We start from the raw sequence: 25,088 nt of genomic DNA on the forward strand, positions 1-25,088 counted from the left end.
GAGCGTGATGAACCGGACGAGCGTGGCGAGGGTGCTGCGGGCAGCGATGGTGGCCTGCGGCGTCGCCGCGCTGCTCCTGCTGCTGGTCGACTGCGGCCCCTTGCTCCTCGGATACTCCGGAGCAGGGTCCGGATCCGCGGTGCTGCTGCCGTTCGTCGCCGTCGGGGTGTGTGCGGTAGGGCTCGGGTTCGTGCTGCCCCGGGTGGACGCGGCGGTCGGGCGGCTCACCCACCACCGTGAGGTCACGCCGTACTCGGCGCTCGCGGCGGCGGCCGCACGGATCCGGGCCGGGTCGCTGGAACAGGCACTCCCGGGTCTTGCCCAGGTACTCGCCGACGGCACCGGTGCCACCCGTGCCGTGGTGTGGCTCGCGGTCGGCGACCGCCTCGTCGCCGCGGCGGAGCACCCGCCGCGGGTATCCACCGGCTCGGACGAGGAGCACGTGCCGAACCTGGCCGTGCTGCTCGCCCGACCCGGCACCGACCACGTCGTGCCGGTCCTCGACGGCGCGGAACTGCGCGCGGCGCTGGCGATCGGGAAGCCGGACGCTCCGATCACCCCGGCCGACCAGCGGCTCGTCCAGGACGTGGCGAACGGTGCCGCCCTGCTGCTGCGGGGTGTGGCGCAGAACGCCGAGCTGGCCGAGCGGGTCCGCCGGGCGGACGACCTCGCGACGCAGCTGGACGACTCCCGGCAGCGGCTCTCCCAGGCCCGTGAGGTCGAGCGCAGGCGATTGGTCATGGAGCTCGCCCACGCCACCGGCGACCGGCTGGCCGCGCTGCGTGCTGAGGTCGATCGCGCTCACGGCGCATTGGAGTGCCGGCCGGAGGTGGCCGCTGCGGCGCACGAGGCGCTGGTGCGTGCCCGGGGCGGGCTCGACGAGCTGCTGGACCGCTTCCGGGTGATCGCCCGTGGCGTGTACCCGGCTGTGCTGCGTGACCAGGGCCCGGCCGCAGCGCTCGACGAGGTGGCCACCGACCTCCCGCGGCCGGTGCGGCTGACCGGCAGCCTCGGTGGGCGGCTGGACTGGGAGATCGAGTCGGGGCTCTACTACGTGACTGCCGCCGCCCTCCACGCGCTCGCCGGCAGGCCGGCGGAAGGCGAGCTCGTGGTGGCCTTCGGAAGGGCCGACGGCCGGGCGACGGTGCGCATCGACGACGCAGCACCGGACGTCACCCCTGATCGTCTGCGCACCGCGCTCGCCGACGACGTCGAGCGGCTCGTGGCACTGGGCGGTGATCTCGAACTGATCCTCCCGGACGGACCGGAACGCCCCCTCGGTATGCGCGCGTGGGTGCCCGACCACCTCGAACCGGTGGTCGAGAGCGGCGCGGGGGCGGAGCTGGGGGTCCGATGAACAGCCCGGTGAGCGGCCCGGTGATCGGCTCGCAGATCGGCACTGTCGTCCTCGACGAGCCCGCCGACCGGGACCGGGACGGCGGAACGCGCGGCCTGCTCGCCTGGGTGACGTACGTGGCGCTCCTGGTGACGGTCACGCTGCTGTCGTTCGGGTGGCTGGTCATGGGGGCCGTTGTCGGCGCCGCCGCGTACGCCCCGGCCGTCACCGCGGGCTTCACGTCCGCTGCCGCGGAAGGGAGCGGATGGGCCCAGGGCGTGCTCGTCGCGATCCCGCGCAGCGAGCCGCTGGGTCAGGCCGTGCTGGACTACGCGCTCAGCCTGATCAGCATCGGTGTGGCGGCCGCCCTGCTCGTGTACCGGGGCAGCAGCTGGTCGGTCCGCTTGCTGGTGCTCGCGATGGTCGGTTCGGCGGGAGCGTTCAACCTCCAGGCACACGCCGCCGACACCGCGGTGTACACAGCCACCGGCCTCACTGTCGGCAGCCTCCACCAGATCTTGCTGCACGGGGTGGCCTGCGCGGCCTACATCGTCGCTCTGCTGGTGTTTCCCCCGGACCGGCGCACGACCGCGGCCGCCGGGTTCGGCCGCGCGGTACAGGTGGCGGCCGGGGTGGGGACGCTGCTGGTGGTGGGGTTCGGCACCGCGCTGCTCCCGCACACGATCAGCTGCGTGCTGTTCTTCGGGTTCCTCGTGCCGCTCGCCGGGCTGGTGGTGCTCCCGCGTCGCATCGCTGCCGGCACCACTGCCACGGCGCGCGCCCAGGCCCGGCTGCTGTTCAGCGTGCTCGCGGCGGCCTTCTCGATCGCGATCCTGCTCGCGATCATCACGCTGCTGCTGTGGTTGATGGACTTCTCCGGCCTGACCATCGTCGACCCGACTGCACACGGTCGTGCGGACGAGCCGACGGGGCTGCTGTTCTGGTTCTCCCGGCTGGCCTGCATCGCGATCGCCGTGGCTGTCTTCCTCGCGATGCGGCCGGAGGGGCTGTGGGCCGCGGAACGCCTGTTCAGCCGAGGGCTCGCCGCTGCGCTCGTCACGGCCGTGATCGGCGGCGGTTACGTCGTGGTGCGCACGCTCATCCAGGAGGCGATCGGCGACCCCGCCGCGCCGTTCACCGCGGCGACCATCGCCGTCCTACCGGCGGCGCTGGCGTTCCTCCCGGTCTACGTACGGGTCGAGCGGGTCGTCGACCGGATGCTGTTCGGCGCCCGGCCCACCCCCTACAGCGTGCTCGCGGGGATCGCCGCACTCTCGCGGGCAGGTGCCACCGACGCGCCCGACCTGGAGCGCGTCGCCGAGGCCGTCGGGCGGGGCGTGGGCGCCATCACCTGTCGGTTGACGGTGGTACGGCCCGGGCTGAACGACCGGGCCTACACCTGGGTCGCGCCGGGTGCGCAGGCCTCGGACGAGCTCGCCGAGGTGGCCGTCCGGCACGGGACCGAACCCATCGGCACGATCGCGGTCGACCACACGACGGTCGCCGGGCTGCAGGGCCCGCGCCGCCACCTCCTGCAGGACATCGCCGACAGTCTCGGAGCCGTCTTCCAGGCGAGCAGGTCCGGGATCGAGCTCGAACGGCAACTGCGCGCGGCCCTCGCACACGCCGCGGAGATCGCCGCGTCGCGCCGCGCGGTGGTCGCCGAGATGGACGCGGAGCGCCGCCGGATCGAGCGCGACCTGCACGACGGGGCGCAACACCACCTGGTCTCGCTGCGGCTGACTCTCGGTCTCGTCGAGCACCAGGTGTCGACCGGCCAGTTCGGCCCGGCCCGCGGCCGCCTGGAGCAGATCGCCGAGCAGATCGACACGGCCGAGTCGATCCTGGCCGAGACGGCGACCGGCGTGTCGTCCCCGCTGCTGGCCGAACGGGGCCTGGTGGGGGCACTGGGCGTCGAGCTCGCCGGCGGGCACCCGCCCGTCACCTTCGACTCCGACGGCGTGCCCGCCGATCTTCCGGTCCCGCCCGATGTCGCCGCCGCTGTCTTCTTCTGCTGCCTGGAGTCGGTGAACAACGCGCGCAAGCACGCAGGGGGCGCTGCGATCGGGGTCCGGCTCGCTCCGGGGGACGGGCGGCTGAGGTTCACGGTGTACGACGAGGGCCCCGGCTGGGATCCTGCCGCGCGTACCGGCTCGCCCGGTCGCGGGATGCGCAACCTGATGGCCCGCATCGGGTCGGTCGGCGGGCGGATCGAGATCCGGTCGCAGCCGGGTGCGGGGACAGTCGTGGAAGGTTCGGCCCCCCTTCCGCGACCTGAGACCGAGCCGGCCACCGAGGTTCCGGCCGCCACCTCCGCCCCCACCCCGGCCGTGGCGGTGGCCGACCTCCCGCTGATCGACCAGGTTCGCGACGCACTGCGTACCGCGCGCGAGCTGTACCACGGCACGCCGCAGGCCGAACCGTTGCGTGCTCTGGCGCAGCGGCTCGACGAGCCGCTGCGGGTGGCCGTCTCCGGGCCGTCAGGAGCGGGCACATCCACGCTGGTGGAGGCACTGCTCGCGGCTGCCGACCGCGGGCCCGGCGCCGAGCTTCGCGTGACGCTGATAGACATCCCGGGCGAGGAGCCGAGATCCGGGGCGGCACCGCAACCCGGCCCGGACGACGAGCTCGCCCCGCTCGCCGATGCGTTCGTCCTGCTCCTCCGGGGTCCTCGCGAGGACGGGGCGCTCCCCGTGCTGCCGGAGGGTCCGGACCCACCTCGTCCTGCGCTCGCGATCGGGGTGCTCGCGCGGGCCGACGAGATGGCCGGGGCGGACGCGACGGCCGCGGACTGGGACTCCCGCATCGAGGTCCGGAGCCTCTGCCACGTGGTGGTGCCCGTCTCGGGGCTGGTGGGCCGTGCAGCCGCGACCGTGAGCGACGCCGAGTACCGCACGCTTCAGGAGATCTCCGAGTCCGATGGGGAGGTCGGCGAGGTCGCGGCCGCGACCGGTGGGCCCACCGCCGCGTTGTCGGGCTCCACCTCCGTGCTGGCCTCGTCGTCCGTGTCGGCGCCGGGAACAGCGACCGAGTCGGTGTTGCACGCTGTGGAAGGCCACGAGGAGCTGCTTCAGCGGTTCGGCCCGGCCGGCGTACGGACGGCCGTCGAGCTGGTCCGGTGCGGGCGAGCGCCCACGTCGGCCGCGCTCGCGGCGGAGCTCCTGGACTCCAGCGGTGTGCCACGGCTGCTCGAGCTGATCGACTCGCGGTTCGCCCGGCGCGCCGACGCCGTCAAGGCACGGACCGCGCTGCTCGCGCTGGAGACCCTGGTGCGCGACCAGGCACCGCCGTCGGGCGACAGCGCGCTCGTCTACCGGCTCGACCGCATCCGGTCCGGGGCGCATGAGCTCACCGAGGCCGACCTGGTCGACGCCCTGCGCTGCGGCGCGCTCGACCTGCCCGACGGGGAACGCGATGCCGCCGAGCGGCTGCTCGGGGCCACCGGGGCGGCGCCCCGCGCGCGGCTGGGCCTACCCGACGACGCGGTCCCCCAGGAGGTCGCCCGCGTCGCGGGAGAGCAGCTGGCCCGGTGGCAGGGGCTCGCGGCGCACCCGATGTCGGTCAAGGATGCCCGTGACGTGGCGACCGTGCTCGTGCAGACCTGCGAACAGCTGCTCGCGCGGGCCGCGCGCAACGACGGTCGGATGGGAGGAACGAAATGACCGTCTATCTACTGATCCTCGTGATCACGATCATGGTCCTGGGCCTGGTGGTTCTCTGCTCCAGTCTTCGTGTCGTCCGGCAGTTCGAGCGAGGAGTGGTGTTCCGGCTCGGGAAGGTCCGCGACGGCGTGCAGGGGCCGGGCCTCGCGGTGATCGCGCCCGTGGTCGACCGGCTGCACAAGGTCAACATGCAGATCGTCACGATGCCGATTCCCGCTCAGGAGGGCATCACCCGCGACAACGTCACGGTCAAGGTCGACGCCGTCGTCTACTTCCGGGTGACCGACCCGGTGCGGGCGCTCGTCGACGTGCAGAACTACGAGTACGCCATCGGGCAGGTCGCGCAGGCCTCCCTGCGATCGATCATCGGCAAGAGCGAGCTGGACGACTTGCTGTCCAACCGGGAACGGCTCAACCAGGGCCTGGAGCTGATGATCGACAGTCCGGCGCTCGGGTGGGGCGTGCACATCGACCGCGTCGAGATCAAGGACGTGGCGCTGCCCGAGTCGATGAAGCGGTCGATGTCGCGGCAGGCGGAGGCGGAGCGGGAGCGCCGCTCCCGGGTGATCACCGCCGAGGGCGAGCTCCAGGCGTCGGAGAAGCTGGCGCAGGCGGCCGGAATGATGACCGCCCAGCCCGCGGCACTGCAGCTGCGACTGCTGCAGACCATGGTCGAGGTGGCAGCCGAGAAGAACAGCACCGTCGTGCTGCCCTTCCCGGTCGAGCTGCTCCGCTTCCTCGAACGCTCGACGCCGCCCGAGCCCTCCACCGGCGCGTCGCCGGAGGCGGGCTCCACGCCGGCCACCGCTCTGACCACGGAGGTGATCACCGAGAGGATCTCCCCGGGCGTGGCCGCCCCGGAGGACGTGCCTGCGGTCGCCCAACCGCCGTCGCCCGAGGCCAACGGCGAGACACGCACGGCGGCGGGCCACGGATGACCTCGGAGGTAATTGATCGGTCGCACGCAGACCGTGAAGGTCTCCGGGTGTGGAGATCGCCGTCGTCGTCATCCTGCTGGTTGCGGGTTTGATCAACGGGCTGCCGGTCATCGGCGTCGCGGGGGCTGGACGGCTCGCCCGGCTGTACGGCCTCACGATGGCCGATCCGGACCTGCTGGTGCTGATGCGCCACCGGGCGTTGCTGCTCGGACTGCTCGGTGCCGCACTGGTCGGGGCTGCGTTCGTGCCGGGCTGGCGGGCGCCGGCCATGGTCGCAGGCCTGGTCAGCATGCTCGCGTTCGTGGCCCTCGCCCGGGTCGCACCCGGACCGAAGATCAGGACCACGGCGATCGTGGACGTCGTGCTCTCCGCCGCGCTCGCCGTCGCGCTGGTTCTGCATCTGCTGCCGCGCTGAGCCCGGTTTGTCACATTTCCGCGTCTTCTGCCGTCCGGTGGATGGGCCGCGTCCGTGCGGTACGGGGAGGAGAAGTGATGACCGAGGTGCGCGAACGACGGGGGACGTCGGTGGCTGACCGTCTCGTGGTCGGTGTCGTCGTGCTCGTTGCGCTGGGCATGCTGGCGGCCGGGATCTGGTGCTGGGTGGCACCCGCTTCCTTCGCCGCGTTCACCAACTGGCCGGAGCACGAGCACTTCCTGCACGACGCCGGTGTGTTCCAGATGGGGATCGGGGTGATGCTGCTCGGCGCGCTCTGGTGGCGGGACGTGATCATCGTGGTGCTGGTGGGTGCGGTGTTCACCAACGCGCTGCACGCGCTGAACCACGCCCTCGACCTCGACCTGGGCGGCCGCGGCTCCGACCCCTGGCTCCTCGGGATCGTGGCGCTGCTCGCCCTGGCGGCCCTCGTCGTCCGGATACGCAGCCTGCGCCCGCGGGAGCGGACGGCGCGGTGAGTCTGGTCGTCGTGACGGGTGGGACCGGCACGCTCGGCCGGCGGGTGGTCGAGCGACTCGTGGCGGCGGACCGCCCGGTGCGGGTGGTGGGTCGGAGGCCGAACCCGGGCGGCGTGCCCGCGGGCGTGGAGTTCGTGCGGGCTGACCTGCGCCGCCGCACCGACGCCGACGTCGCCGTCGCAGGCGCGGCGGTCGTCGTCCACTGCGCCACGACCTACGGTCCGCGAGATGTCGAGCTGACGCGCAACGTGGTCGCCGCGGCCCGATCGGCCGGGCGGCCACACATCGTGGACGTGTCGATCGTCGGGATCGACCGGATCCCGATCTTCTACTACCGGGCCAAGCTGGAGGCGGAACGGCTGCTGGAGAGCTCCGGGCTGCCGTGGACGGTGCAGCGCGCCACGCAGTTCCACGACCTCGTCGCGCGGTTGCTCGACCTGCAGCGTCGCTCGCCGGTGATCGTGGTGCCGGCGGGCGTTCGGGTGCAGCCGGTCGACGTCCGCGACGTGGCCACCCGGCTCGCCTGCCTCGCCGACGGCGAGCCGGCCGGTCGCGTGGCCGACATCGGCGGCCCCGAGGTCCACGAGCTGCGCGAGCTGGCGGTGCTCTACCAGCGGGTGCTGGGCGGGCGTCGCCCGGTAGTTCCGATCAGGTTTCCCGGGGCGGCGATGCGCGCTTTCCGCGGTGGCGCCAACCTGGTTCCGGGAGCCGCCATGGCCGGCACGACCTTCAAGTCCTACCTGACGGAGCGCGAGTAAGCCCGCTCCGACGGCACACACGTCGTGGCCACCGTGCACACGTTCGGACATGTGTGCTGTGGCCAACCAGTGTGTGCCGTTGTCCGAATGCGCGGGTTGGGTCGGCTAGTTCGTCGCCTGGTCTGCTTCCAGCTGGGTTATCGCCCAGAGGGCCCACTCGTGCACGGCCTCGTACTGGCGCAGCCCGAACTCGGCGGCCAGCTGTCCGAAGCCCTCGGGTCCGCGGAAGGACGAGCCCTCGTGTGCTGCCCGGATCTCGCGCAGCTCCGCGGCGGCAGCAGCGGTGCTCTCCGCGACATGTGCGAGCACGATCTGGGCGTCAGCGGGGTCGAGCGCCGACAGGAGGAACATCCGCAGCACCTCCTCGTTGCGCACCTTCCCGCTGCTCTTGGGCGGCTGCAGCAACCAGGAACGCAGCTCCTCACGCCCGGCGGGGGTGACCGCGTAGGTGCGGCTGCCGCGCGCTCCCTCGGACGTCACCTCCACCAGGCCGCGCTCGGCCAGGCGTCCCAGTTCCGGATAGATGCTCGTGTGGCCGGCGTGCCATGCGTAGCGGCCGAGGGAGAGCTCGAAGGACTTCGTGAGCGCATAGCCGCTGGCCGGCTCGACGGCAAGCAGCCCGAGCAGGGCGTGCGACAGGGACATGCCGCAACCCTACCTTCCAGAATCGACATGTCAGCATTGACATGTCGCTACTGTGGTGTCAGAGTCGGTCCCGTTCGCGACGAAAGGGGCACACGATGACCACGGGCACCGTCCCGCTCTACCTGACCGGCCACATGGCTCCGGTTGCCGACGAGATCGAGGCGTACGAGCTGCCCGTAGCGGGCGCTCTGCCTCCCGAGCTCACCGGTCGCTACCTACGCAACGGCCCGAACCCGCTCCCGGGGGAGGACCCCGGGCACTGGTTCGGCGGCCACGGCATGCTCCACGGCATCCGGCTGCGGGAGGGGCGGGCCGAGTGGTACCGCAACCGGTGGGTGCGCACGGGCGCCCTCGCGGGCAAGCGGTACATACACGAGGACGGCACGATCGACCGCACTGCGGTGCACGCCAACACGCACGTGATCGAGCACTCCGGCCGGATCCTGGCGCTGGTCGAGAGCGGCTTCCCGTACGAGGTCACCGGCGAGCTGGACACCGTGGGCCCCGTCGACTTCGGCGGCAAGCTCACCACGGCGATGACCGCCCACCCCAAGGTCGACCCGGCCACCGGCGAGCTGCACTTCTTCGGCTACGGCGTGATGCCGCCCTACGTCACCTACCACCGGCTGTCCGCCGATGGGCAGCTCGTGCAGAGCACGCCGATCGAGGTGCCCGGGCCGACGATGATGCACGACTTCGCCATCACCGAGAACCATGCGATCTTCCTCGATCTCCCCATGACGTTCCAGCCGCAGCCGGGGATGCCCTTCGCCTGGGACGACGAGTACGGCGCCCGGCTGGGTGTCATGCCGCTCGCGCGGCCCGGCGAGGTGCGCTGGTTCGAGATCGACCCGTGCTACGTCTTCCACGTCGGCAACGCCCACGAGGACCCGACCGGCCGGATCGTGCTCGACCTGGCCCGCTACAGCCGCGACGCCATCGCGAACCTGTGGGAAGGCATCAGTGCCAAGCACCAACCCGCGGGCCCGGGCGCGGCGGCCGCCGTCACCGGTGTCGCCCGGATGAGCCGGTTCACCCTCGACCCCGACACGGGCACGGCGACCGTCGCCGAGCTCGACGAGCGCGGAGTCGAGTTCCCCACCGTGGACGACGACCGCGTCGGGCGTCCCTCGCGCTACCTCTACGCCGTGGCCGACTCGGGCGCCGGCACCGCCATCGTGCGGTTCGACGGGCAGCTCGGCACGACGACCGCCCACGAGCTGGGGCCGGACGTGGTCCCGGGCGAGGCCGTGTTCGTGCCCGCGAGCGGTGCGGACCGGGCGGAGGACGACGGGTGGCTGGTCTCGATCACCACCCGCCGCGACGGCAGCGCGTCGCAGCTGCTCGTGCTCGACGCCACGGACGTCGCGGGTGAGCCCGTCGCCGCGGTGACGCTGCCGCGCGGGGTCCCCGCGGGCTTCCACGGGTCGTGGATCCCCGACCCTGCCGCCTAGGAGCTGGGCTCAGTCCTGGGTGACCATCACCTTGACCGAGCCCACGGCGTCGGCCTGGGTGCGGAACGCCTCCTCGACGTGCTCGAGGGGCAGCCGGTGGGTGATCAGCGGCTGCATCCGCACCCGGCCCTGGCCGAGCAGCGAGAGGGCCTCGCGGAAGTCCTCCGAGGTGACGTTCGCGCTGCCGCGCAGCGTGATCTCGCGCTGCACGGCGAGCATCGCGTCGAGCTCTGCGCGGTGGTGGTAGAGCGCGACGAGCACGATGGTGCCGCGCGGCCGGACGAGGTCGACCGCGTGTGCCACCAGGGGCGCGGCGCCGCTCGCCTCGACGACGAGCGCCACCTCACGCTCGCCGAGATGCTCACGAAGTCCGTTGCGGACGGCGTCGAGCCCGCCTGCGCCGTCGAGGGTGACCATGCCGAGGCGGGCACCCACCTCGCGCCGCAGCGGGGAGAGATCCACCCCGATGACGGGGCCGGCGCCCGCGGCCAGCAGGATCTGGCCGACCTGGAGCCCGATCGTGCCGAGCCCGAGCACCACCGCGGGCTCACCGACCTGCGGCTGCGCCTGCCGGACGGCGTGCGCGGCCACCGCGGTCGGTTCGATCAGGGCGCCATCCGTGAACTCGGCGTTGTCGGGGAGCCGGTGCACGTTGCCGCCGAGCAGGGCGTCGGGGATGCGCAGCCGCTGGGCGAACGCGCCGGGCAGGCCGAAGGCGATGCTGCGGGTGGTCCAGACCTCGCACAGGTGGCGGGCGCCTGCGAGGCAGCGGCGGCAGCGTCCGCACGGCTGGATGGGCAGGCCGGTGAGCCGGTCGCCCACGGCGATGCCGTCGACCTCGGACCCGACGTCGAGCACGGACCCCGCGAACTCGTGGCCCATGATCTGTCCGTCGCGGGTGTGCTGGCCCGACCGGAACGCGTGCAGGTCGGATCCACAGACACCGCACGCCCGCACGTCGAGCACGACGTCCCGAGGCCCGGCGACCGGGTCGGGCACCTCCTCGAGCGGCATCCGCCCGGCACCCCTGAACACCCCGGCGAGCATGTCGGCCCCCTTTGGTCGATTCCCGGTCGGGGATGCTAGGCCCCGGCCCGAACTTCGGGCGCCGACGCGCGCGAATCGGCAGGAAGCGGTGCGCGCAGAGCCAGGCTGTGAGGATCACGACAGGCTGTGCGCGCATCGACAAGTTCGGCCGCACGCATCGCCAAGCCGCTCCGTCCGGCAGAACGAGGGGCCCCCGGGTGGTTGAACACGTTCGGGCGGTGGGTCAGTCTGGCGGGGAGCCGGCAGATCGGGCGTAGCGCCGGCACGCGATGGTGCAGAGAGAGGGGCGGGGCAATGACTGCCTTGTCGTCGGACGAGTCGATGCCGGCTGGCTATGAGCCATCCACGGGCGAGCGCTGGCAGGTCGGTGGCGGGCCACAGGGCAACGCTGATCGACAGGCCGATCGACAGGCCGAGTGGGAGGACGTCCTTGCGGCCACGCACGTGGCGTTCGACGTGCGGCTGCCCGATTCCGACGCCGGCGGGTTCGCGGGCACGGTGCAGCGGCACCGGCTGGGAGCGCTGCACCTGGTCGACTGCGTCTGCACGCCGTTCGCGGGGCAGCGCAGCACCTCCGTGATGGGTGGCACGGGCGAGGACTCGATCGGCCTGCAGATGGTGATCCGCGGCGCGGAGCGTGTGTTCCGCTCGCGCACGCAGCAGCACGTGCTGGAGGCCGGCGCCGTCGGCATGTGGGACGGATCGCGCGCCGTGGGCGTGGAGGTCGTCGAGCCGTTCACGAAACGCACGCTCATCTTCCCCAAGGAGATGGTGCACGCCGTCAGCCCACGTTTCGCCGACGTCGAGTCGCTGCCGTGGCTCGCCGAGCGGCCCGGCACCCGGCTGCTCGTGCGCTATGTCAACGCGCTCGCCGCGGAGCTGCCCGGCCTGGACGAGCGCACGGCCACCGCCGCCGCCGACGTCGTACTGGAACTGTTGCGGGCGGTCGTGGAGCCAGAGCTTCCGCAGGCGCGCACGGCCCGGCGCGAGGCCCTGCGTGCCCGCGCCCGCCGTTACGTCCGTGCCAACCTCACCGATCAAGCACTCGGGCCGGAGTCGATCGCCAGGGCGCTCTCGGTGTCGCTGCGCACCCTGCACGCCGTGTTCGAGGACACCGACGAGTCGGTGGCCGCGCTGGTTCGGCGCGCCCGGCTGGCGCGCTGCCGTGAGGACCTCGCGGAACCGACGGCAGGCTCGATCACCGAGATCGCCTTCCGCTGGGGATTCTCCGATGCCACCCATTTCTCGCACGCGTTCAAGCGCGAGTACGGGATGGCCCCGCGTGATGTCCGGCGAGCGGCGACCGGCGGTGTCCGCGCCACTGCGCGGATCGGCAAGTAATCCGGCGCGCAGCCGATGGCCTGACCCGATGCCCGGGATCCAGGCTTCCTCCTCGTACCGCGGAGCCGGGGGGCCGCCGAAATGTGACGAGGAGAGTGGACGATGCGGTTGCGATCGACCCGGGTCGTAGCGGCTGTCTCCGCGGTGTTGTGCGCGACGTTGATCGCCGCGTGCGGCGCGGTGGGCGCGAACACGCGGGGCGCCGCGGACGACGCCACGAGAGTGCGCCAGCTGGACCCCTACGGTGCTGATCTCGCGGCAGAGGGGACGCCCAAGTCCGGCGGCAACCTGATCATCGGCAACGACCGGGAGATCGTCAGCTTCGACCCGGCCCGGCAGAACGGCAACGTCGCCGCCCAGGCGATCTACGACCTGCTGTTCCGGATCGGGCCGGACGGCACCGTGCAGCCGTGGATGGCGTCCTCGATCGACACGGCCGACAACGGCCTGACCTGGCGACTCGGTCTCCGGGATGGCGTCAAGTTCTCCGACGGCACCCCGCTCGACGCCGACGCGGTGATCATCAACACCCAGCGCCACATCGACAAGGCGACCTCGCCGGCCCACGCGTACGCCGACCAGATCGCGTCGATGCGCGCGGTCGACCCGCTGACCGTCGAGTTCACCCTCAAGGCGCCGCTCGGCGACTTCCCCGTCTTCTTCGCTCAGGCGTTCAACGCCGGGTCGCTCGGAATGATCGTCTCGCCTGCCGCGATCGCTCAGTACGGCGACGACATCGCGAACCACCCGGTCGGTGCCGGCCCGTTCGTGATGGACAGCTGGATCCGCGACAACAAGATGATCCTGAAGAAGAACCCGAACTACTGGCGCACAGGGCAGCCCTATCTCGACTCGATCGAGTTCCGGCCGCTGCCCGACACCGAGACCCGCTACTCGACGATGCAGAACGGCGACGTCGACATGATCTACGGCGGGTACAACAACGAGCTGGTGCGTGCGTTCGCCAACCCGAACATGAAGGTCTACTACGGGCCGGGCAACGGCGGGTTCTTCTTCTACTTCAACTTCCAGCAGAAGCCGTTCGACGACAGGCGCATGCGTGAGGCCGTGGTCCGGGCGGTCGACCTGAACGCACTGGGCGCGAGCCAGTACATGGGCCAGCTGATCGGCGCCGACGGCCTCTTCCAGGACGACAGCCCGTATCACAGCCCGGAGGCCTCCGCCGCCTGGCCGGCGTACGACCCGGAGAAGGCCAAGCAGCTCGTCCAGGACTATGTGGCCTCCGGCGGTAAGGCGTCCTTCGCCTTCAGTACCAGCCGCAGTGAGGTCTCGCTCGGCGAATTCGTGCAGGCGCAGATGGCAGCCGTCGGCATCACCGTCGAGCTGCGGTTCTACGACCTCGCCGAGTTCACCTCGCGGGTGATCCAGAGCGGTGACTTCAATCTGATCAGCTGGGTCAACACCTTCGACTACCCCTACCCCGGGGCTGCGCGGCTGCTCCGCTCCGACGGCAACGTCAACTACGGGAAGTACTCCAACCCCGAGGTCGATCGGCTGCTCGACGAAGCGGGCGCCACCACCGACGCCGCGAAGCGCGCGAAGGACTACCAGCAGGTGGAGCTGCTGTCCAACCAGGACATCGCGGTGGCGTGGATGAGCCGCAGCTACCTCTCGACGATCACCAAGCCCGACGTCAAGGGCGTGGACCGGTACCTCTCGCGCGACCTGTTCTACGGGTCGCTCTGGCTGGACCGGTGACGGACGGGCGCGACCGCGCAAGAGGAGAGCGGATGAGGGACGGGCAGTGAGCGAGCTTGCGAGCGAATCGTCGGCCATGAGCGAGCGCAGCGAGGGCACGCGATGAGTGCCGACAGCGGGCTCGAGGTGCGGATGCCGCGCCTGTCGGAGTCGATGTCCGAGGGCACGATCGTCCGGTGGCTCCACGCCACGGGTGCCGAGGTCGAACGCGGCGACGAGCTGGCGGAGATCGAGACCGACAAGGCGATGGTGAGCTTCGAGGCCGACGCGGGCGGGATCCTGGAGATCCTGGCCGAGGAGGGCGCGACGCTCCCGGTCGGCGCGGTGATCGCACGGGTGGGCGGCACGGCCCCCGCGACCGGCGCGGTGCAGCGAGCTGTCGCCCCCGAGGCGCCCGCAGCGGTGGCCGCGGACCCTGCGCCGGCCGCGCCACCGCCGGCGGAGCGGACAAGGCGGATACCGACATCCCCGCTGGCCCGGCGCCGGGCGAAGGAGCTGGGCGTCGACCTCGCCGACGTGCAGGGGACCGGGCCCGGCGGACGGATCGTGCGAGCGGACATCGAGGCGGTGGCGGCGGCCGGGAAACCGGCAGGGGCGGCAACGAACGGAGTCGCCCCAGCGCCTCCGGCGGCCCCGGCAGGTGCCCCCGCTCGACCGGCCCCCGCTGCGGTGGCCGGCGAGAACGGTTCCGACGTGCGCGGACCCGTCACGGTCGTTCCGCTCTCGCGGGCCCGGCAGCTGACGGCCGACCGCATGAGCGAGTCGGCTCGCACCGTGCCGTCCTTCCCGCTCACCGCCGAGGTCGACATGACCCGGGCGCTGGAGCTGCGCGCCGGCATCGCCGAGCTGGGGGAGGGCACGGTCGTCCCGACGGTCACCGACCTCGTCGTGGCGGCCTGCGGCCGGGCGCTCCGCGAGCATCCGCGCGTGAACGCCTCCTACCGGGAGGGCACGGTCGCGATGTTCGGGCGCGTCAACATCGGTGTCGCCGTGGACGCGACCGACGCGCTGCTGGTGCCGACGATCACCGACGTCGACGCCCGCTCGCTCGGCTCCATCGCCGTGCGCACCCGTGAGCTGGCCGACCTGGCCCGCGGCGGGCAGATCGGCCCGGCCGACCTGGAAGGCGCCACGTTCACGGTGTCCAACCTGGGCATGTTCGGCGTCACCGTCTTCGAAGCGGTGATCAACCCGCCACAGGCGGCGATCCTCGCGGTCGGCGCACTGCGGCGGCTGCCGCGCGAGGTCGGCGGCGAGCTCCAGGTCCGCCCGATCCTCACCCTCACCCTCACCAGCGACCACCGCGTGCTCGACGGGGCGGAGTCGGCGCGGTTCCTGCGCCGCCTCGTCGAGCTGCTGGAACGGCCGCTCGCATTGCTGCTCGACCACCCGACGACGAGTGAGGAGAGTGCATGAGCGTCGACATCCTGGGCGCCTACTGGACCACCGCAGGTCCCGTCCAGATCCGAACCGGCCGCGAGTGGAGCCTGTTCGACTGGCCCGACCGCTGCGCCGAGGCCAAGCGCGTGGGCATGAGCGGCCTGGGGATCTGGCACACCGACCTGGAGCACCTGCTCGAGCGCTACAGCCTGGCGGAGATCAAGCAGATCTTCGACGACAGCGGGCTGCGGGACCTCGAGCTGGAGTTCCTCAACGACTGGTTCGTCCCGCCGGGCGACGAGAAGCGCGTCGCGTCCGACGGTCAGCGCGACCTGCTGTTCGAGGCGGCCGCGGCGCTCGACGCCCACCACATCAAGATCGGGAACCTGGCACGCACGCCGGCGACCGTCGAGCGGCTCACCGAGGCGTTCGGCGAGCTGTGCGCCGATGCCGCGAACCGGCACGGCGCGCCGCTGACCTACGAGTTGATGCCCTTCGACATCAACGCCGCGTCGCTGGAGGCGGTGCTGCGGATCGTGGTCGGAGCGGGTGCCCCCAACGGCGGCATCGCGATCGACACCTGGCACCTCGGCAAGATGCACATCGTGCCCGACGAGCTGCGTGCGATCCCGCCGGAGTACATGACCTACGTCGAGCTGTCGGACGGCATGCAGGAGAACATGCCCGACCACAGCCAGGAGACGACCCGGTTCCGGCGCCTGCCGGGCGAGGGTGAGTTCGACATCCCCGGCTACGTCCGGGTGCTCGCCGACATCGGCTACACGGGCCCGTGGGGCGTCGAGGTGCTGTCCGACGCGCTCCGGGAGCTGCCCATGCCGGAGATGTTCCAGCGGACCGTCGACACGGCCGTCGACCAGATCGAGAAGGGGTTGAAGCCGTGAGCGGCCTCCCATCAGAACGGCTCGTCGAGCTGTACACGCAGATGGTGCGCATCCGCGAGTTCGAGGAGCGGGTCAAGCGCACCTTCGCCGAGCACCCCGGCGTGATCCGTGGGCACACCCACCTCGCCGACGGCGCGGAGGCGTCGATCGTCGGGTCGATCGCTGCGATCGGTGAGGGTGACCAGCTGATGGCCACCTACCGCTGCCACGGCTACCCGATCGCCCTGGGCAGCGACACCGCCGCGATGATGGCGGAGATCTACGGCCGGTCCACCGGCACCTGCAAGGGCTACGGCGGCTCGATGCACCTCGCCGACCCGGCCCGCGGCTTCCTGGGAACCTCCGGGATCGTCGGTCAGAACATCCCGCAGGGCACGGGCGCGGCCTACGCGGCGCAGCTTCGCGGGCGCGGCGAAGTGGTGCTCACGTTCTTCGGCGACGGCGCGTCCAAGCAGGGCGCCTTCCACGAGTCGCTGAACATCGCCGCGGTCTGGAAGCTGCCGGTCATCTTCATCATGGAGAACAACAGCTTCTCCGCGACCGTGCGCACCGAGCAGGAGGACGCCAACGCGGCGGCGGGCGAGCCGCTGTCGATGAAGGCGAAGGCCTACTCGATCCCCGGTGTCACGATCGACGGCTCGGACGTGCTCGCCGTGCACGAGGCGGTGTCGACCGCCGTGGCGCGTGCGCGTGCCGGGGACGGGCCGACGCTGATCGAGTCGCGCGTCTACCGGCTGTCGGCGCACGGCAACTCGATCGCCCCGCCCGGGGTGCCGCTGCACTACCCGGAGCACGAGGCCATCTCGAAGTACGGCGCCGTGGAGGAGTACGAGGCCGCCAAGCGCGGCGACCCCATCCCGCGGCTGCGCGCCCACCTCGTCGAGATCGGGGCACTCACCGCAGAGCGCGCCACCGAGATCATCGAGGCGGCGCAGGCGGAGATGCAGCACGCCGTCGAGTTCGGTCTCAAGAGCCCCTACCCCGAGCCCCACGAGGCGCTCGCCTACGTCCACGCCTGAGGAGGTGTCCACGATGACGAGTGAGACGACCCGCGAGATCACCTACATCGCCGCGATCATGGAGGCGATTCATCAGGAGATGGCCCGCGACGAGGACGTCGTGCTGTTCGGGCAGAGCGTCGGCAACAACCCCGAGGACCCGTTCGTCCAGGCGTACGGGGACGGCCGGGTGCGTGTGACCCCGATCTCCGAGACGGCCGAGATCGGCATGGCCGCCGGTGCGGCGCTCGCCGGCAAGCGGCCGGTGGTCGACTGCACGATGGCCGAGTTCCTGCTGGTCGCGATGGACCAGGTGGTCAACGAGGCCAACCGGTTCCACTACATGAGCGGCGGCCGGGTCACCGCACCTCTCGTGCTCAAGGCCGGCTACGGCTTCACGGCGGGATGGGCGGGCCAGCACACCGGCTCGATCTATGGGATGTTCATGGGCGTGCCGGGGCTCAAGGTTGCGCTCCCGGCCACCCCCGCCGACGCCAAGGGCCTGATGGCCACGGCGATCCGCGACGACAACCCGGTGCTGTTCCTGCACCACTACCTGCTGACCCTCGAGAACGGCCCGGTGCCCGAGGGCGAGCACCTCGTGCCCTTCGGCCAGGCGGTCGTCCGCCGCGAGGGTGCCGACGTCACGCTCGTGGCCACCGGCTGGACCGTCGGCCACGCCCTGCGTGCGGCCGAGCAGCTTGCCGCCGAGGGGGTGAGCGCCGAGGTGATCGACCCTCGCACGATCGCTCCGCTGGACACCGCCACGGTGCTGGAGTCGGTGGCCAAGACCGGCCGGCTCGTGCTCGTCGACCAGGCAACCCGGCACTCGTCGGTGTCGTCCGTGATCGCCGCGGAGGTGGCCGAGCACGGGTTCTCGTCGCTGCGGGCGCCGATCGTGCAGGTCACGGCCCTGGACGCGTCGATCCCGTACTCGAAGCCGATGGAGGACTACATCCTCCCGGACGAGAACAAGATCGTCACCGCCGTCCGGAAGGTGCTCGGAGCGGGAGTCGTGGCCTGACGTGAGCGGAACGCCGAGCCCGGAACAGCTCCGGGACGCCCTGCGCCTCATGTGGCGGATCCGGGCCATGGAGGAGCGCGTCGGGCAGCTCAAGCGGGCGGGGGAGGTACACGGCCTCATCCACCTGTCCGTCGGGCAGGAGGGCGTGGCCGCCGCCGTCTGCGGTCAGCTGCGCGACGACGACGCCGTCTACAGCGGGCACCGCGCGCACGGGCACGCCCTGGCCAAGGGCGCGCCGCTCCCGGCGGTGCTGGCCGAGCTGATGGGCCGGGTCGACGGGCTGTGCAAGGGGCTCGGCGGGTCGATGCACCTGGTGGACGTCGAGCACGGGCTGCTCGGCGCCACCGGTGTGGTCGGCGGCAACATCCCGATGGCACTGGGCAGCGCGCTCGCTGCCCGGATGCGTGGCAGCGACGCCGTCGCCGTGGTGTTCTTCGGCGACGGCGCGGTGCAGGCGGGGCAGTTCAACGAGTCGATCAACATCGCGACCCTGTGGAAGCTGCCCGTGGTGTTCGTGTGCGAGAACAACGGTTTCGCCGAGTTCAGCCCGCGCTCGTCACACACCAACGTCGAGCGCGTGAGCGACGTCGTCGCCCCGTACGACCTGCCGCGCGAGACGGTGGACGGCAACGAGCTCGCCTCGGTCTGGACGGTCTTCGGGCGCATGCTCGCGGCCGTCCGGGCGGGGGAGGGGCCCGCGCTGCTGGAGTGCCTCACCCACCGGCTGCGCGGACACTACGAGGGAGACCCGGACCGCTACCGCGAGGCCGTTTCCAAGGCCGAGTGGCAGGAGAAGGACCCGATCCTGCGGCTGCAGCGCCAGGGCGCCGCGGACGGCTGGCTCGCCGAGGGTGACCCGGCGGAGCTGGAGGCGGCCGCGCGGGCCGAGGTGGACGAGGCCGTCGAGGCGGCCCGGCGCAGTCCGTTCCCCGATGAGGCGCTGGCGGCGTCGCTGGTGCGGGCCGGAGGTATGTCATGAGTGACACGCACGAGACGACCTACGCCGCGGCGGTCGCCGGCGCGATCGGTGACGCGATGCGCGTCGATCCGACCGTGTTCGTGATCGGCGAGGACGTCACGGCGGGTGGCCCGTTCACGACGACGGCCGGGCTCGCCGACGAGTTCGGCATCGAGCGCGTGCTCGACACCCCCATCAGCGAGGCCACGATCTGCGGGATCGCCGTCGGGGCGGCGCAGTCGGGCCTGCGGCCGGTGCTCGAGATCATGTACATCGACTTCATCACGCTTGCGCTGGACCAGCTGGTCAACCAGGCGGCGAAGGCGCACTTCATGTCCGGCGGCCAACTGACCGTCCCGATGGTGCTGCGTACGCAGGGCGGCGCGGGCCATCGGTCGGGGGCGCAGCACTCCCAGAGCATGGAGAGCTGGCTGACCCACGTCCCGGGCCTGACGGTGGTGATGCCCAGCCGGGCCGTCGACGCGGCCGGGCTGCTGGCCAGCGCGATCGCCGACCCCGGACCCGTGGTGGTGGTCGAGAACAAGACGCTGTACTTCCGCAAGGAGACCGTGCCGGTACACGTCGAGCCGGTTCCGATCGGGAAGGCGGCGATCCTGCGCCCCGGCCGTGACGTCACCGTGGTTGCGCTGTCGCGGCTGGTGCACGAGGCGCTTGCCGCTGCCGAGGAACTCGCCGCCGAGGGCATCGAGGTCGAGGTGATCGACCCGCGCACGCTCGTGCCGCTCGACCTGGAGACGATCCTGGAGTCGGTCGGGCGCACCAACCGGCTGGTCGTGGCCCACGAGGCCGTGCAGCACGGCGGGTTCGGGGCCGAGATCGCCGCCGCGGTGCAGCACGCCGGGTTCGACGATCTCGACGCCCCGATCGAACGGGTCGGCGCGCCGTTCCAGCCGATCCCGGTCAGCCCGCCGCTGGAGGACGCGTACCTGCCGGGAGCAGCCGAGGTGCGGGCGGCCGTGCTCGCGACCCTCGGCCGCAGAGGTTAGGCCTCACGTGGCGCCGATCACCTGACCCGTCCATTTCTGGCTGATCGCGGCGTACGTTCCGTCGTTCTGCGCGATGTTCAGCCACTGGTCGACCCATTGCTGCAGGGCCGGGTCGCTCTGCGGGATCAGATAGGCCTTCTGCTCGAAGGTGAAGGGATGGTCGATGCTTTCCCCGCAGAGTTGCGGGTTCGCCTTCGTCTCATACCTGATCTCGCTGGCATCGGTGAACATGGCATCTGCCTTGTTGGCAACGACCTGTCCGAAGATGGTGTTGTTGTCCGGATAGTTCACGATGCTGGCGTGGTGGATGTTCGCCTTGTCGAAATCGGCGTTCGTGCCGTCCGGGTTCACGACGACGCGCACCCCCGGCCGGTCGATGTCGGCGAGCGTCCGATATTTCGAACTGTCGGCGCAGCGGACGATGGCCGCCTTGCCGTCACGCAGGTAGGGCGTGCTGTAGAGCGCCTGCTTCGCCCGATCGAGGGTGACGGTGATTCCGCCCATCGCCATGTCGCAGCGGGTGCCCAGATCCTTCATCATCGTGCCCCAGGTCGTCGGGACGACGTCCAACTTGACGCCCAGGCGCTTTGCCATGTCCTGGGCCATGTCGATGTCAATTCCGCTCCATTGACCCTGCGGATCGCGATAGGTGAACGGGCGGTAGTCGCCGGTGCTGCAGACCCGCACGGTGCCTTGCTGGACGATGTGATTCACGTCGGGCGCTGGTGCGGGTGCCGCGGCCGGAGCCGCCGAACTGCATGCTGTGCCGAGCGTCGCCACGATCACGGCCGCTGCCCCGAGCGTGCAAATACGCCACGGACTTTTCATGGCTCCGACACCTACCAGCAGATCGAGGTGGCGGCTCCGTCAATGAACAGCGCAATTCGGGTCGCGGTACGCGGGCGAGGCCCGCACCTGGGGATCCATCGATTGTGACATCGGCCACTGGCTCGTTCGGTGGACCGCTGGAGGTTATGACGTCGGAACGGTCGGGAATGGGCTCGATCGTCGTGATGTCGCGCGGCGCGGGTGTGTCGCGCCACTCGACCCGGGGCGGCCACTTCAGCGGCGTAAAATAGGTAGCATTGCCAACTAGGAGCGAGCACTTACGGGCTTGCTGTTCTCCGACTCTCCTCCGAGGAGTTCCCAGCAGTGACCAATGTGGTCCCTTCCGGTACGAAGGGGGTCGGCTTCCGCTCGGAGCGCGGACCGGTCCTCATCGCGGTGATGCTGAGCACGGGTCTCGTGGCGCTCGACAGCACGATCATCGCCACGGCGGTCCCCTCGATCGTCACCGACCTCGGCGGCTTCGAGCAGTTCCCCTGGCTGTTCTCGATCTACCTGCTCACCCAGGCCGTGACCGTCCCGCTCTACGGCAAGTTCGCCGACGTGCTGGGCCGCAAGCCGGTGATGCTCTTCGGCATCGCGGTGTTCCTGCTCGGCTCGGTGCTCTGTGGCGCGGCGTGGAGCATGCCGGTGCTGATCATCTCGCGGGCCATCCAAGGCATCGGGGCCGGAGCCGTCCTGCCGATCAGCATGACCATGGTCGGTGATCAGTACACGGTGGAGGAACGGGCGAAGGTGCAGGGCTACCTCGCCAGCGTGTGGGCGATGGCGTCCGTGATCGGCCCGACGCTCGGCGGGATCTTCGCCGAGTACCTGACGTGGCGGTGGATCTTTTTCGTCAACGTCCCGGTCGGTGCGGTCGCCGTGGTGGTGCTCGTCCTGAGGTTCACGGAGAGCGTCGAGCGACGCAAGCACCGCATCGACTACATGGGCGCCGCACTGCTCACCCTCGGCTGCTCGTTGCTGATCCTCGGGCTGCTGGAAGGCGGCGTGGCCTGGCGATGGGGCTCGGTCGAGAGCATTCTGATCTTCGTGGTCAGCGCGGTGATGCTGATCGGTTTCGTGCTGGTGGAGCGGCGGGCTGCCGAGCCCGTGGTGCCGCTGTGGGTGTTCAGCAAGCGCACGCTGGTGGGTGGGAACCTCGTCTCCCTGATCATCGGAGCCCTGCTGATCGGCATGAGCTCCTACCTCCCCACCTTCGCCGAGGGCGTCATGGGCACCGGTGCGCTCGTCGCCGGCCTGACGCTGGGGGCGCTCACCGTCGGGTGGCCCCTCGCGGCCTCCCAGGCGGGGCGCTTCTACATGCGGATCGGCTTCCGTGACACCGGTCTGATCGGGAGCGTCCTCGTCGTGATCGGGGCGCTGCTGGTGGCATTGCTGCCGATCGGGTCCACGGTGTGGCAGGCCGCAGGCGCGGGCTTCGTGCTCGGACTCGGACTCGGCCTCTCCTCGGTCCCCACCCTCGTGGCCGTGCAGTCGACCGTCGGGTGGAACCGGCGTGGCGTGGTGACCGGCACCAACATGTTCAACCGCTCGATGGGCAGCGCCGTCGGGGTGGCGGTCTTCGGAGCGATCGCCAACACCACTCTCGCGAACCGTTTCGCACACCCGCCTGCGGCTGTGGCCGGGCAGCTGCCGCCCAGTGCCGACGCCACCAGCCTCGTGTTGGGTGGGCACCCCGACCCCGCATCACCGGTCGACGCTTTCGTCCGCGAGGCCCTCTACGCCGCCACGCACCAGGTCTTCGTGGTGATGTTCGTGGTCAGCATCCTGACCGTGGGGGCCACTCTGCTGATGCCCCGCCGGACGGCGCAGCTGACGTTCGCCGAGGACGCTCAGGTGCGCGAGGAATCGCCCAGCGTCCCGACCGCCTGCACGCAGAGCCAGCGCTCCGCCTCGTCGTAGGGCCATCCGCAGTCCTTGACGAGCGTGCGCCACGCGGTGAGCCCGAAGCAGAACCACAGCCGGTCCGCCGCCGCGCCGACGTCCAGGCCTGGCGCCAGGAGGCCGTGCCCGTGGAGGTGCTCGGCGACCCGCCGTAGCGTCTCCCGGTAGTACTCCGTGGCTTGGCGCCAGATGTCCTCGGCCGTCTCGTGGCTCGCCATCGAGGAGAACAGGATGTCGAGCGTCTCCTGGTGCGTCTCCTGGCCCCGGCGGGTGCCGCGGGCGAGCTCTCGCATCGCCGACTCGAGATCCTCGGTCTCCAGGATCGCGGCGAGCGTCTCCTGTGCTCCCGACGTGTGCACGGCCGCGGTCAGCAGCTCGCTGAGGATGTCCGCCTTGGTGCCCGCACTCGCGTAGACCGTCTTCACCGCGATGTGAGCCCGGCCGGCGATGTCGGCCACGGTGACGCGGGCGTACCCGTGGGCCGCGAACAGCTCGCGGGCCGCCGTGAGGATGTCGCGACGGGTTGCGGCTGCGTCGGTCTCCCTGCGGACGGAGCGGTAGGGGCGCGTCGGCGGCATGCGCCCATTTTACGGTGAGGCGTACGGTATTGATTGCAGGTGCACTCACCTCAATGTGGATGCATGCCGAACCGGGGAGGGTTCCTTGATCAACGCGTCGCCCGAGCGTGCCGAAGGGCTGCGGTTGTACGACGAGCTGCTGGCCGTGCACACGATCCTGCGGCGGGGGTCGGCGCTGCTCGTGGAGTCCTTGGGAGCGCTGGCGGCGGGCCGGCGTGTCCATCTGGGCACCCTCGTCGCCGTGGCGCGCTGGCACACCGCCTTCCTGCACCATCACCACCACAGCGAGGACGAGCAGTTCTGGCCGTTGCTGCGGGAGCTGTTCCCTGCGTCCGCCGAGGACCTGAGCCGTCTCACCGCCGAGCACGCGGAGCTCGACGCCGAGCTGAAGGTCCTCGGCGAGGCGATCGACGCGATCGGCGCCCTCATGGGGAACGCTGCTGCCCGCCAGGTCGCCGCCCGCCATGTCGCCGAGCTCACGGCCCACTCGTCCGCGGTGGTCTGTCACGAGGCGCTCGTCGCGCATCTCGACGACGAGGAGCCCGTGCTGCACACGCTCTTCCCGCAGGTCTCCCCGGACCGCATTCGACGGCTGCGCGCCGCGATCGTGGCGGCCGCGCCCAAGTCGGGTCCCGATCTCGTCCTCGGGCTGCTCGCCGACCCGGAGCCCGCCCCGGGCTACGCGGACATCACCCAGAACTTCCCGGCGCCCGTGCGCTGGTTGCGTCCGGTGCTGCTGGCGCGGTACCGCTCACGGCGACGCGCGCTCGGCGTGGGATAGTCCGATCACGGACGATCCGAAACCGGGGCGGCGCGATCCGATCACTCGGCGTTACAGTGGACTGGTGTCCGATCCGCGAGGTTTGCCCGGCCCTTCAGCCCCTGAATCCTCGTCCCGTATGACGATCATGCCGTACGCTGAGCGGGTGACTGAAGCGGGAACCGGGCAGGTGGCAAGTCTTGCCGCGCAGATCGGCCGCGTGGCCGCGCCACTGCGCAGCCAGGTGCTCGATGTGCTCCGTGAGGCCATCCTGACTTTCCGCTTCGCGCCCGGACAGCGTCTGATCGAGCGCGAGCTGATCGACCTCACCGGGGTCTCCCGCACCACCATCCGGGAGGTGCTGCGCGAGCTGGCCGCCGAGGGACTGGTCAAGACCATCCCGCAGAAGGGCGCCATCGTCGTCTCGCTCTCCCCGGAGGAGGCCGAGGAGCTCTACGAGCTCCGCGAGGTCCTCGAAGGCCACCTCGCGAAGAAGTTCGTCGAGCGCGCCACGGATGCCCAGGTGGTGGCCCTGCGCCGGGCGTTCACCCAGCTCGAGAACGTGGTCGACCGGCAGGAGGGCACGCTGGCCGTGCTCAAGGCCAAGGACGTGCTCTACGAGCTGCTGCTTGCAGGCGCCGGCAACTCCGCGTTGCGGGCGAGCCTCTCGCAGCTGCACGCGCGGGTGAGCCTGCTGCGGGCCAGCTCGCTCTCGTCGGGTCCCGGCCGGCCGCCGGAGGCGGTGGTCGAGCTGCGCGCGCTGGTCGAGGCCGTCGAGGCCAGGGACGCCCAGGTCGCCGCCGACGCCATGGTGTCGCACGTCCGTGCCGCCGCCCGGGCCGGTATCGAGGCCGTGCGCACGTCGTCGCATTCCCTGCTGGCCACCAGCCGCTGACGTCTTCCGTTCCCCCTCAGCTGTTCGGCTCGAAGGAGAGT

At 71.2% G+C, this 25,088-nt stretch carries 22 protein-coding genes; 18 read left to right on the forward strand and 4 right to left on the reverse strand.

Annotated features, from left to right (window positions below; genetic code table 11):
• Window positions 1-7: 7 nt before the first annotated feature.
• From ABD743_RS41855 to ABD743_RS41880, 6 genes are all read left to right on the forward strand, one after another.
• Window positions 8-1,357, forward strand: a complete 1,350-nt coding sequence (locus ABD743_RS41855; RefSeq protein ID WP_344729896.1) for a sensor histidine kinase — start codon at window positions 8-10, stop codon at window positions 1,355-1,357.
• Window positions 1,354-4,998 carry a sensor histidine kinase gene (locus tag ABD743_RS41860; protein WP_344729898.1) on the forward strand — a complete coding sequence of 1,215 codons (3,645 nt, stop codon included), beginning with the start codon at window positions 1,354-1,356 and terminating at the stop codon, window positions 4,996-4,998. Before ABD743_RS41855 ends, ABD743_RS41860 begins: the two co-directional genes overlap by 4 nt.
• Window positions 4,995-5,936, forward strand: coding sequence for a slipin family protein (locus tag ABD743_RS41865; protein ID WP_344729900.1), 942 nt, complete (start codon window positions 4,995-4,997; stop codon window positions 5,934-5,936). Before ABD743_RS41860 ends, ABD743_RS41865 begins: the two co-directional genes overlap by 4 nt.
• A gap of 49 nt (window positions 5,937-5,985) precedes the next feature.
• Window positions 5,986-6,351, forward strand: coding sequence for a hypothetical protein (locus tag ABD743_RS41870; RefSeq protein ID WP_344729902.1), 366 nt, complete (start codon window positions 5,986-5,988; stop codon window positions 6,349-6,351).
• Window positions 6,352-6,428: 77 nt separating this feature from the next.
• Window positions 6,429-6,848, forward strand: coding sequence for a hypothetical protein (locus tag ABD743_RS41875; protein WP_344729904.1), 420 nt, complete (start codon window positions 6,429-6,431; stop codon window positions 6,846-6,848).
• On the forward strand, window positions 6,845-7,606 hold the full coding sequence (locus tag ABD743_RS41880; protein ID WP_344729906.1) for an SDR family oxidoreductase: 762 nt from the start codon (window positions 6,845-6,847) through the stop codon (window positions 7,604-7,606). Before ABD743_RS41875 ends, ABD743_RS41880 begins: the two co-directional genes overlap by 4 nt.
• 105 nt (window positions 7,607-7,711) lie before the next feature.
• On the opposite strand, the gene ABD743_RS41885 is transcribed toward ABD743_RS41880, so the two are convergent.
• Window positions 7,712-8,251, reverse strand: a complete 540-nt coding sequence (locus tag ABD743_RS41885; RefSeq protein ID WP_344729907.1) for a PadR family transcriptional regulator — start codon at window positions 8,249-8,251, stop codon at window positions 7,712-7,714.
• A gap of 95 nt (window positions 8,252-8,346) precedes the next feature.
• Here ABD743_RS41885 and ABD743_RS41890 point away from each other — a divergent pair, with 95 nt between their 5' ends.
• Entirely contained in the window at window positions 8,347-9,705 is a 1,359-nt protein-coding gene (locus tag ABD743_RS41890) for a carotenoid oxygenase family protein (RefSeq protein WP_344729909.1), read from the forward strand.
• A gap of 9 nt (window positions 9,706-9,714) precedes the next feature.
• Here the strand turns inward: ABD743_RS41890 and ABD743_RS41895 are convergent, their stop codons facing one another.
• Window positions 9,715-10,752 carry a zinc-dependent alcohol dehydrogenase gene (locus ABD743_RS41895; RefSeq protein WP_344729911.1) on the reverse strand — a complete coding sequence of 346 codons (1,038 nt, stop codon included), beginning with the start codon at window positions 10,750-10,752 and terminating at the stop codon, window positions 9,715-9,717.
• 294 nt (window positions 10,753-11,046) lie between these two features.
• On the opposite strand from ABD743_RS41895, the gene ABD743_RS41900 reads away from it, so the two are divergent.
• The 8 genes from ABD743_RS41900 (at window position 11,047) to ABD743_RS41935 (ending at window position 20,081) form a co-directional block, all read left to right on the forward strand.
• Window positions 11,047-12,093: a helix-turn-helix domain-containing protein gene (locus ABD743_RS41900; protein WP_344729913.1), complete on the forward strand. Its 1,047-nt coding sequence runs from the start codon at window positions 11,047-11,049 to the stop codon at window positions 12,091-12,093.
• 102 nt (window positions 12,094-12,195) lie between these two features.
• Window positions 12,196-13,812, forward strand: coding sequence for an ABC transporter substrate-binding protein (locus tag ABD743_RS41905; protein ID WP_344729915.1), 1,617 nt, complete (start codon window positions 12,196-12,198; stop codon window positions 13,810-13,812).
• A 102-nt stretch (window positions 13,813-13,914) separates the two neighbouring features.
• Window positions 13,915-15,228, forward strand: coding sequence for a dihydrolipoamide acetyltransferase family protein (locus ABD743_RS41910; protein ID WP_344729917.1), 1,314 nt, complete (start codon window positions 13,915-13,917; stop codon window positions 15,226-15,228).
• Window positions 15,225-16,094: a sugar phosphate isomerase/epimerase family protein gene (locus ABD743_RS41915; RefSeq protein ID WP_344729919.1), complete on the forward strand. Its 870-nt coding sequence runs from the start codon at window positions 15,225-15,227 to the stop codon at window positions 16,092-16,094. Before ABD743_RS41910 ends, ABD743_RS41915 begins: the two co-directional genes overlap by 4 nt.
• Window positions 16,091-17,113: a thiamine pyrophosphate-dependent dehydrogenase E1 component subunit alpha gene (locus ABD743_RS41920; RefSeq protein ID WP_344729921.1), complete on the forward strand. Its 1,023-nt coding sequence runs from the start codon at window positions 16,091-16,093 to the stop codon at window positions 17,111-17,113. The genes ABD743_RS41915 and ABD743_RS41920 overlap by 4 nt, the downstream gene beginning before the upstream one ends.
• A 13-nt stretch (window positions 17,114-17,126) precedes the next feature.
• Window positions 17,127-18,116 (forward strand): alpha-ketoacid dehydrogenase subunit beta, encoded by a 990-nt coding sequence (locus ABD743_RS41925; RefSeq protein ID WP_344729923.1) that lies wholly within the window; start codon window positions 17,127-17,129, stop codon window positions 18,114-18,116.
• A gap of 1 nt (window position 18,117) precedes the next feature.
• A complete protein-coding gene (locus ABD743_RS41930) occupies window positions 18,118-19,095 on the forward strand; it encodes a thiamine pyrophosphate-dependent dehydrogenase E1 component subunit alpha (protein WP_344729925.1) in 978 nt (325 codons plus the stop codon).
• Complete coding sequence (locus ABD743_RS41935; RefSeq protein ID WP_344729927.1) at window positions 19,092-20,081, forward strand: alpha-ketoacid dehydrogenase subunit beta; 990 nt, start codon at window positions 19,092-19,094, stop codon at window positions 20,079-20,081. The genes ABD743_RS41930 and ABD743_RS41935 overlap by 4 nt, the downstream gene beginning before the upstream one ends.
• Before the next feature lie 3 nt (window positions 20,082-20,084).
• Here ABD743_RS41935 and ABD743_RS41940 read toward each other — a convergent pair whose 3' ends face one another.
• A complete protein-coding gene (locus ABD743_RS41940) occupies window positions 20,085-20,909 on the reverse strand; it encodes a transporter substrate-binding domain-containing protein (RefSeq protein ID WP_344729929.1) in 825 nt (274 codons plus the stop codon).
• Between the two features lie 324 nt (window positions 20,910-21,233).
• On the opposite strand from ABD743_RS41940, the gene ABD743_RS41945 reads away from it, so the two are divergent.
• Window positions 21,234-22,832 carry an MDR family MFS transporter gene (locus tag ABD743_RS41945; RefSeq protein ID WP_344729931.1) on the forward strand — a complete coding sequence of 533 codons (1,599 nt, stop codon included), beginning with the start codon at window positions 21,234-21,236 and terminating at the stop codon, window positions 22,830-22,832.
• On the opposite strand, the gene ABD743_RS41950 is transcribed toward ABD743_RS41945, so the two are convergent.
• On the reverse strand, window positions 22,763-23,392 hold the full coding sequence (locus ABD743_RS41950; protein ID WP_344729933.1) for a TetR/AcrR family transcriptional regulator: 630 nt from the start codon (window positions 23,390-23,392) through the stop codon (window positions 22,763-22,765). The genes ABD743_RS41945 and ABD743_RS41950 overlap by 70 nt on opposite strands.
• 85 nt (window positions 23,393-23,477) lie before the next feature.
• Between ABD743_RS41950 and ABD743_RS41955 the strand changes: the two genes are divergently transcribed.
• Together ABD743_RS41955 and ABD743_RS41960 are read left to right on the forward strand one after the other, a co-directional pair.
• Window positions 23,478-24,173 carry a hemerythrin domain-containing protein gene (locus tag ABD743_RS41955; RefSeq protein WP_344729935.1) on the forward strand — a complete coding sequence of 232 codons (696 nt, stop codon included), beginning with the start codon at window positions 23,478-23,480 and terminating at the stop codon, window positions 24,171-24,173.
• 145 nt (window positions 24,174-24,318) lie between these two features.
• Complete coding sequence (locus ABD743_RS41960) at window positions 24,319-25,047, forward strand: GntR family transcriptional regulator (protein WP_344729937.1); 729 nt, start codon at window positions 24,319-24,321, stop codon at window positions 25,045-25,047.
• The last annotated feature ends 41 nt before the right edge of the window (window positions 25,048-25,088 follow it).

The organism is Pseudonocardia yunnanensis (genome assembly GCF_039534065.1).
Lineage (GTDB): Bacteria > Actinomycetota > Actinomycetes > Mycobacteriales > Pseudonocardiaceae > Pseudonocardia > Pseudonocardia yunnanensis.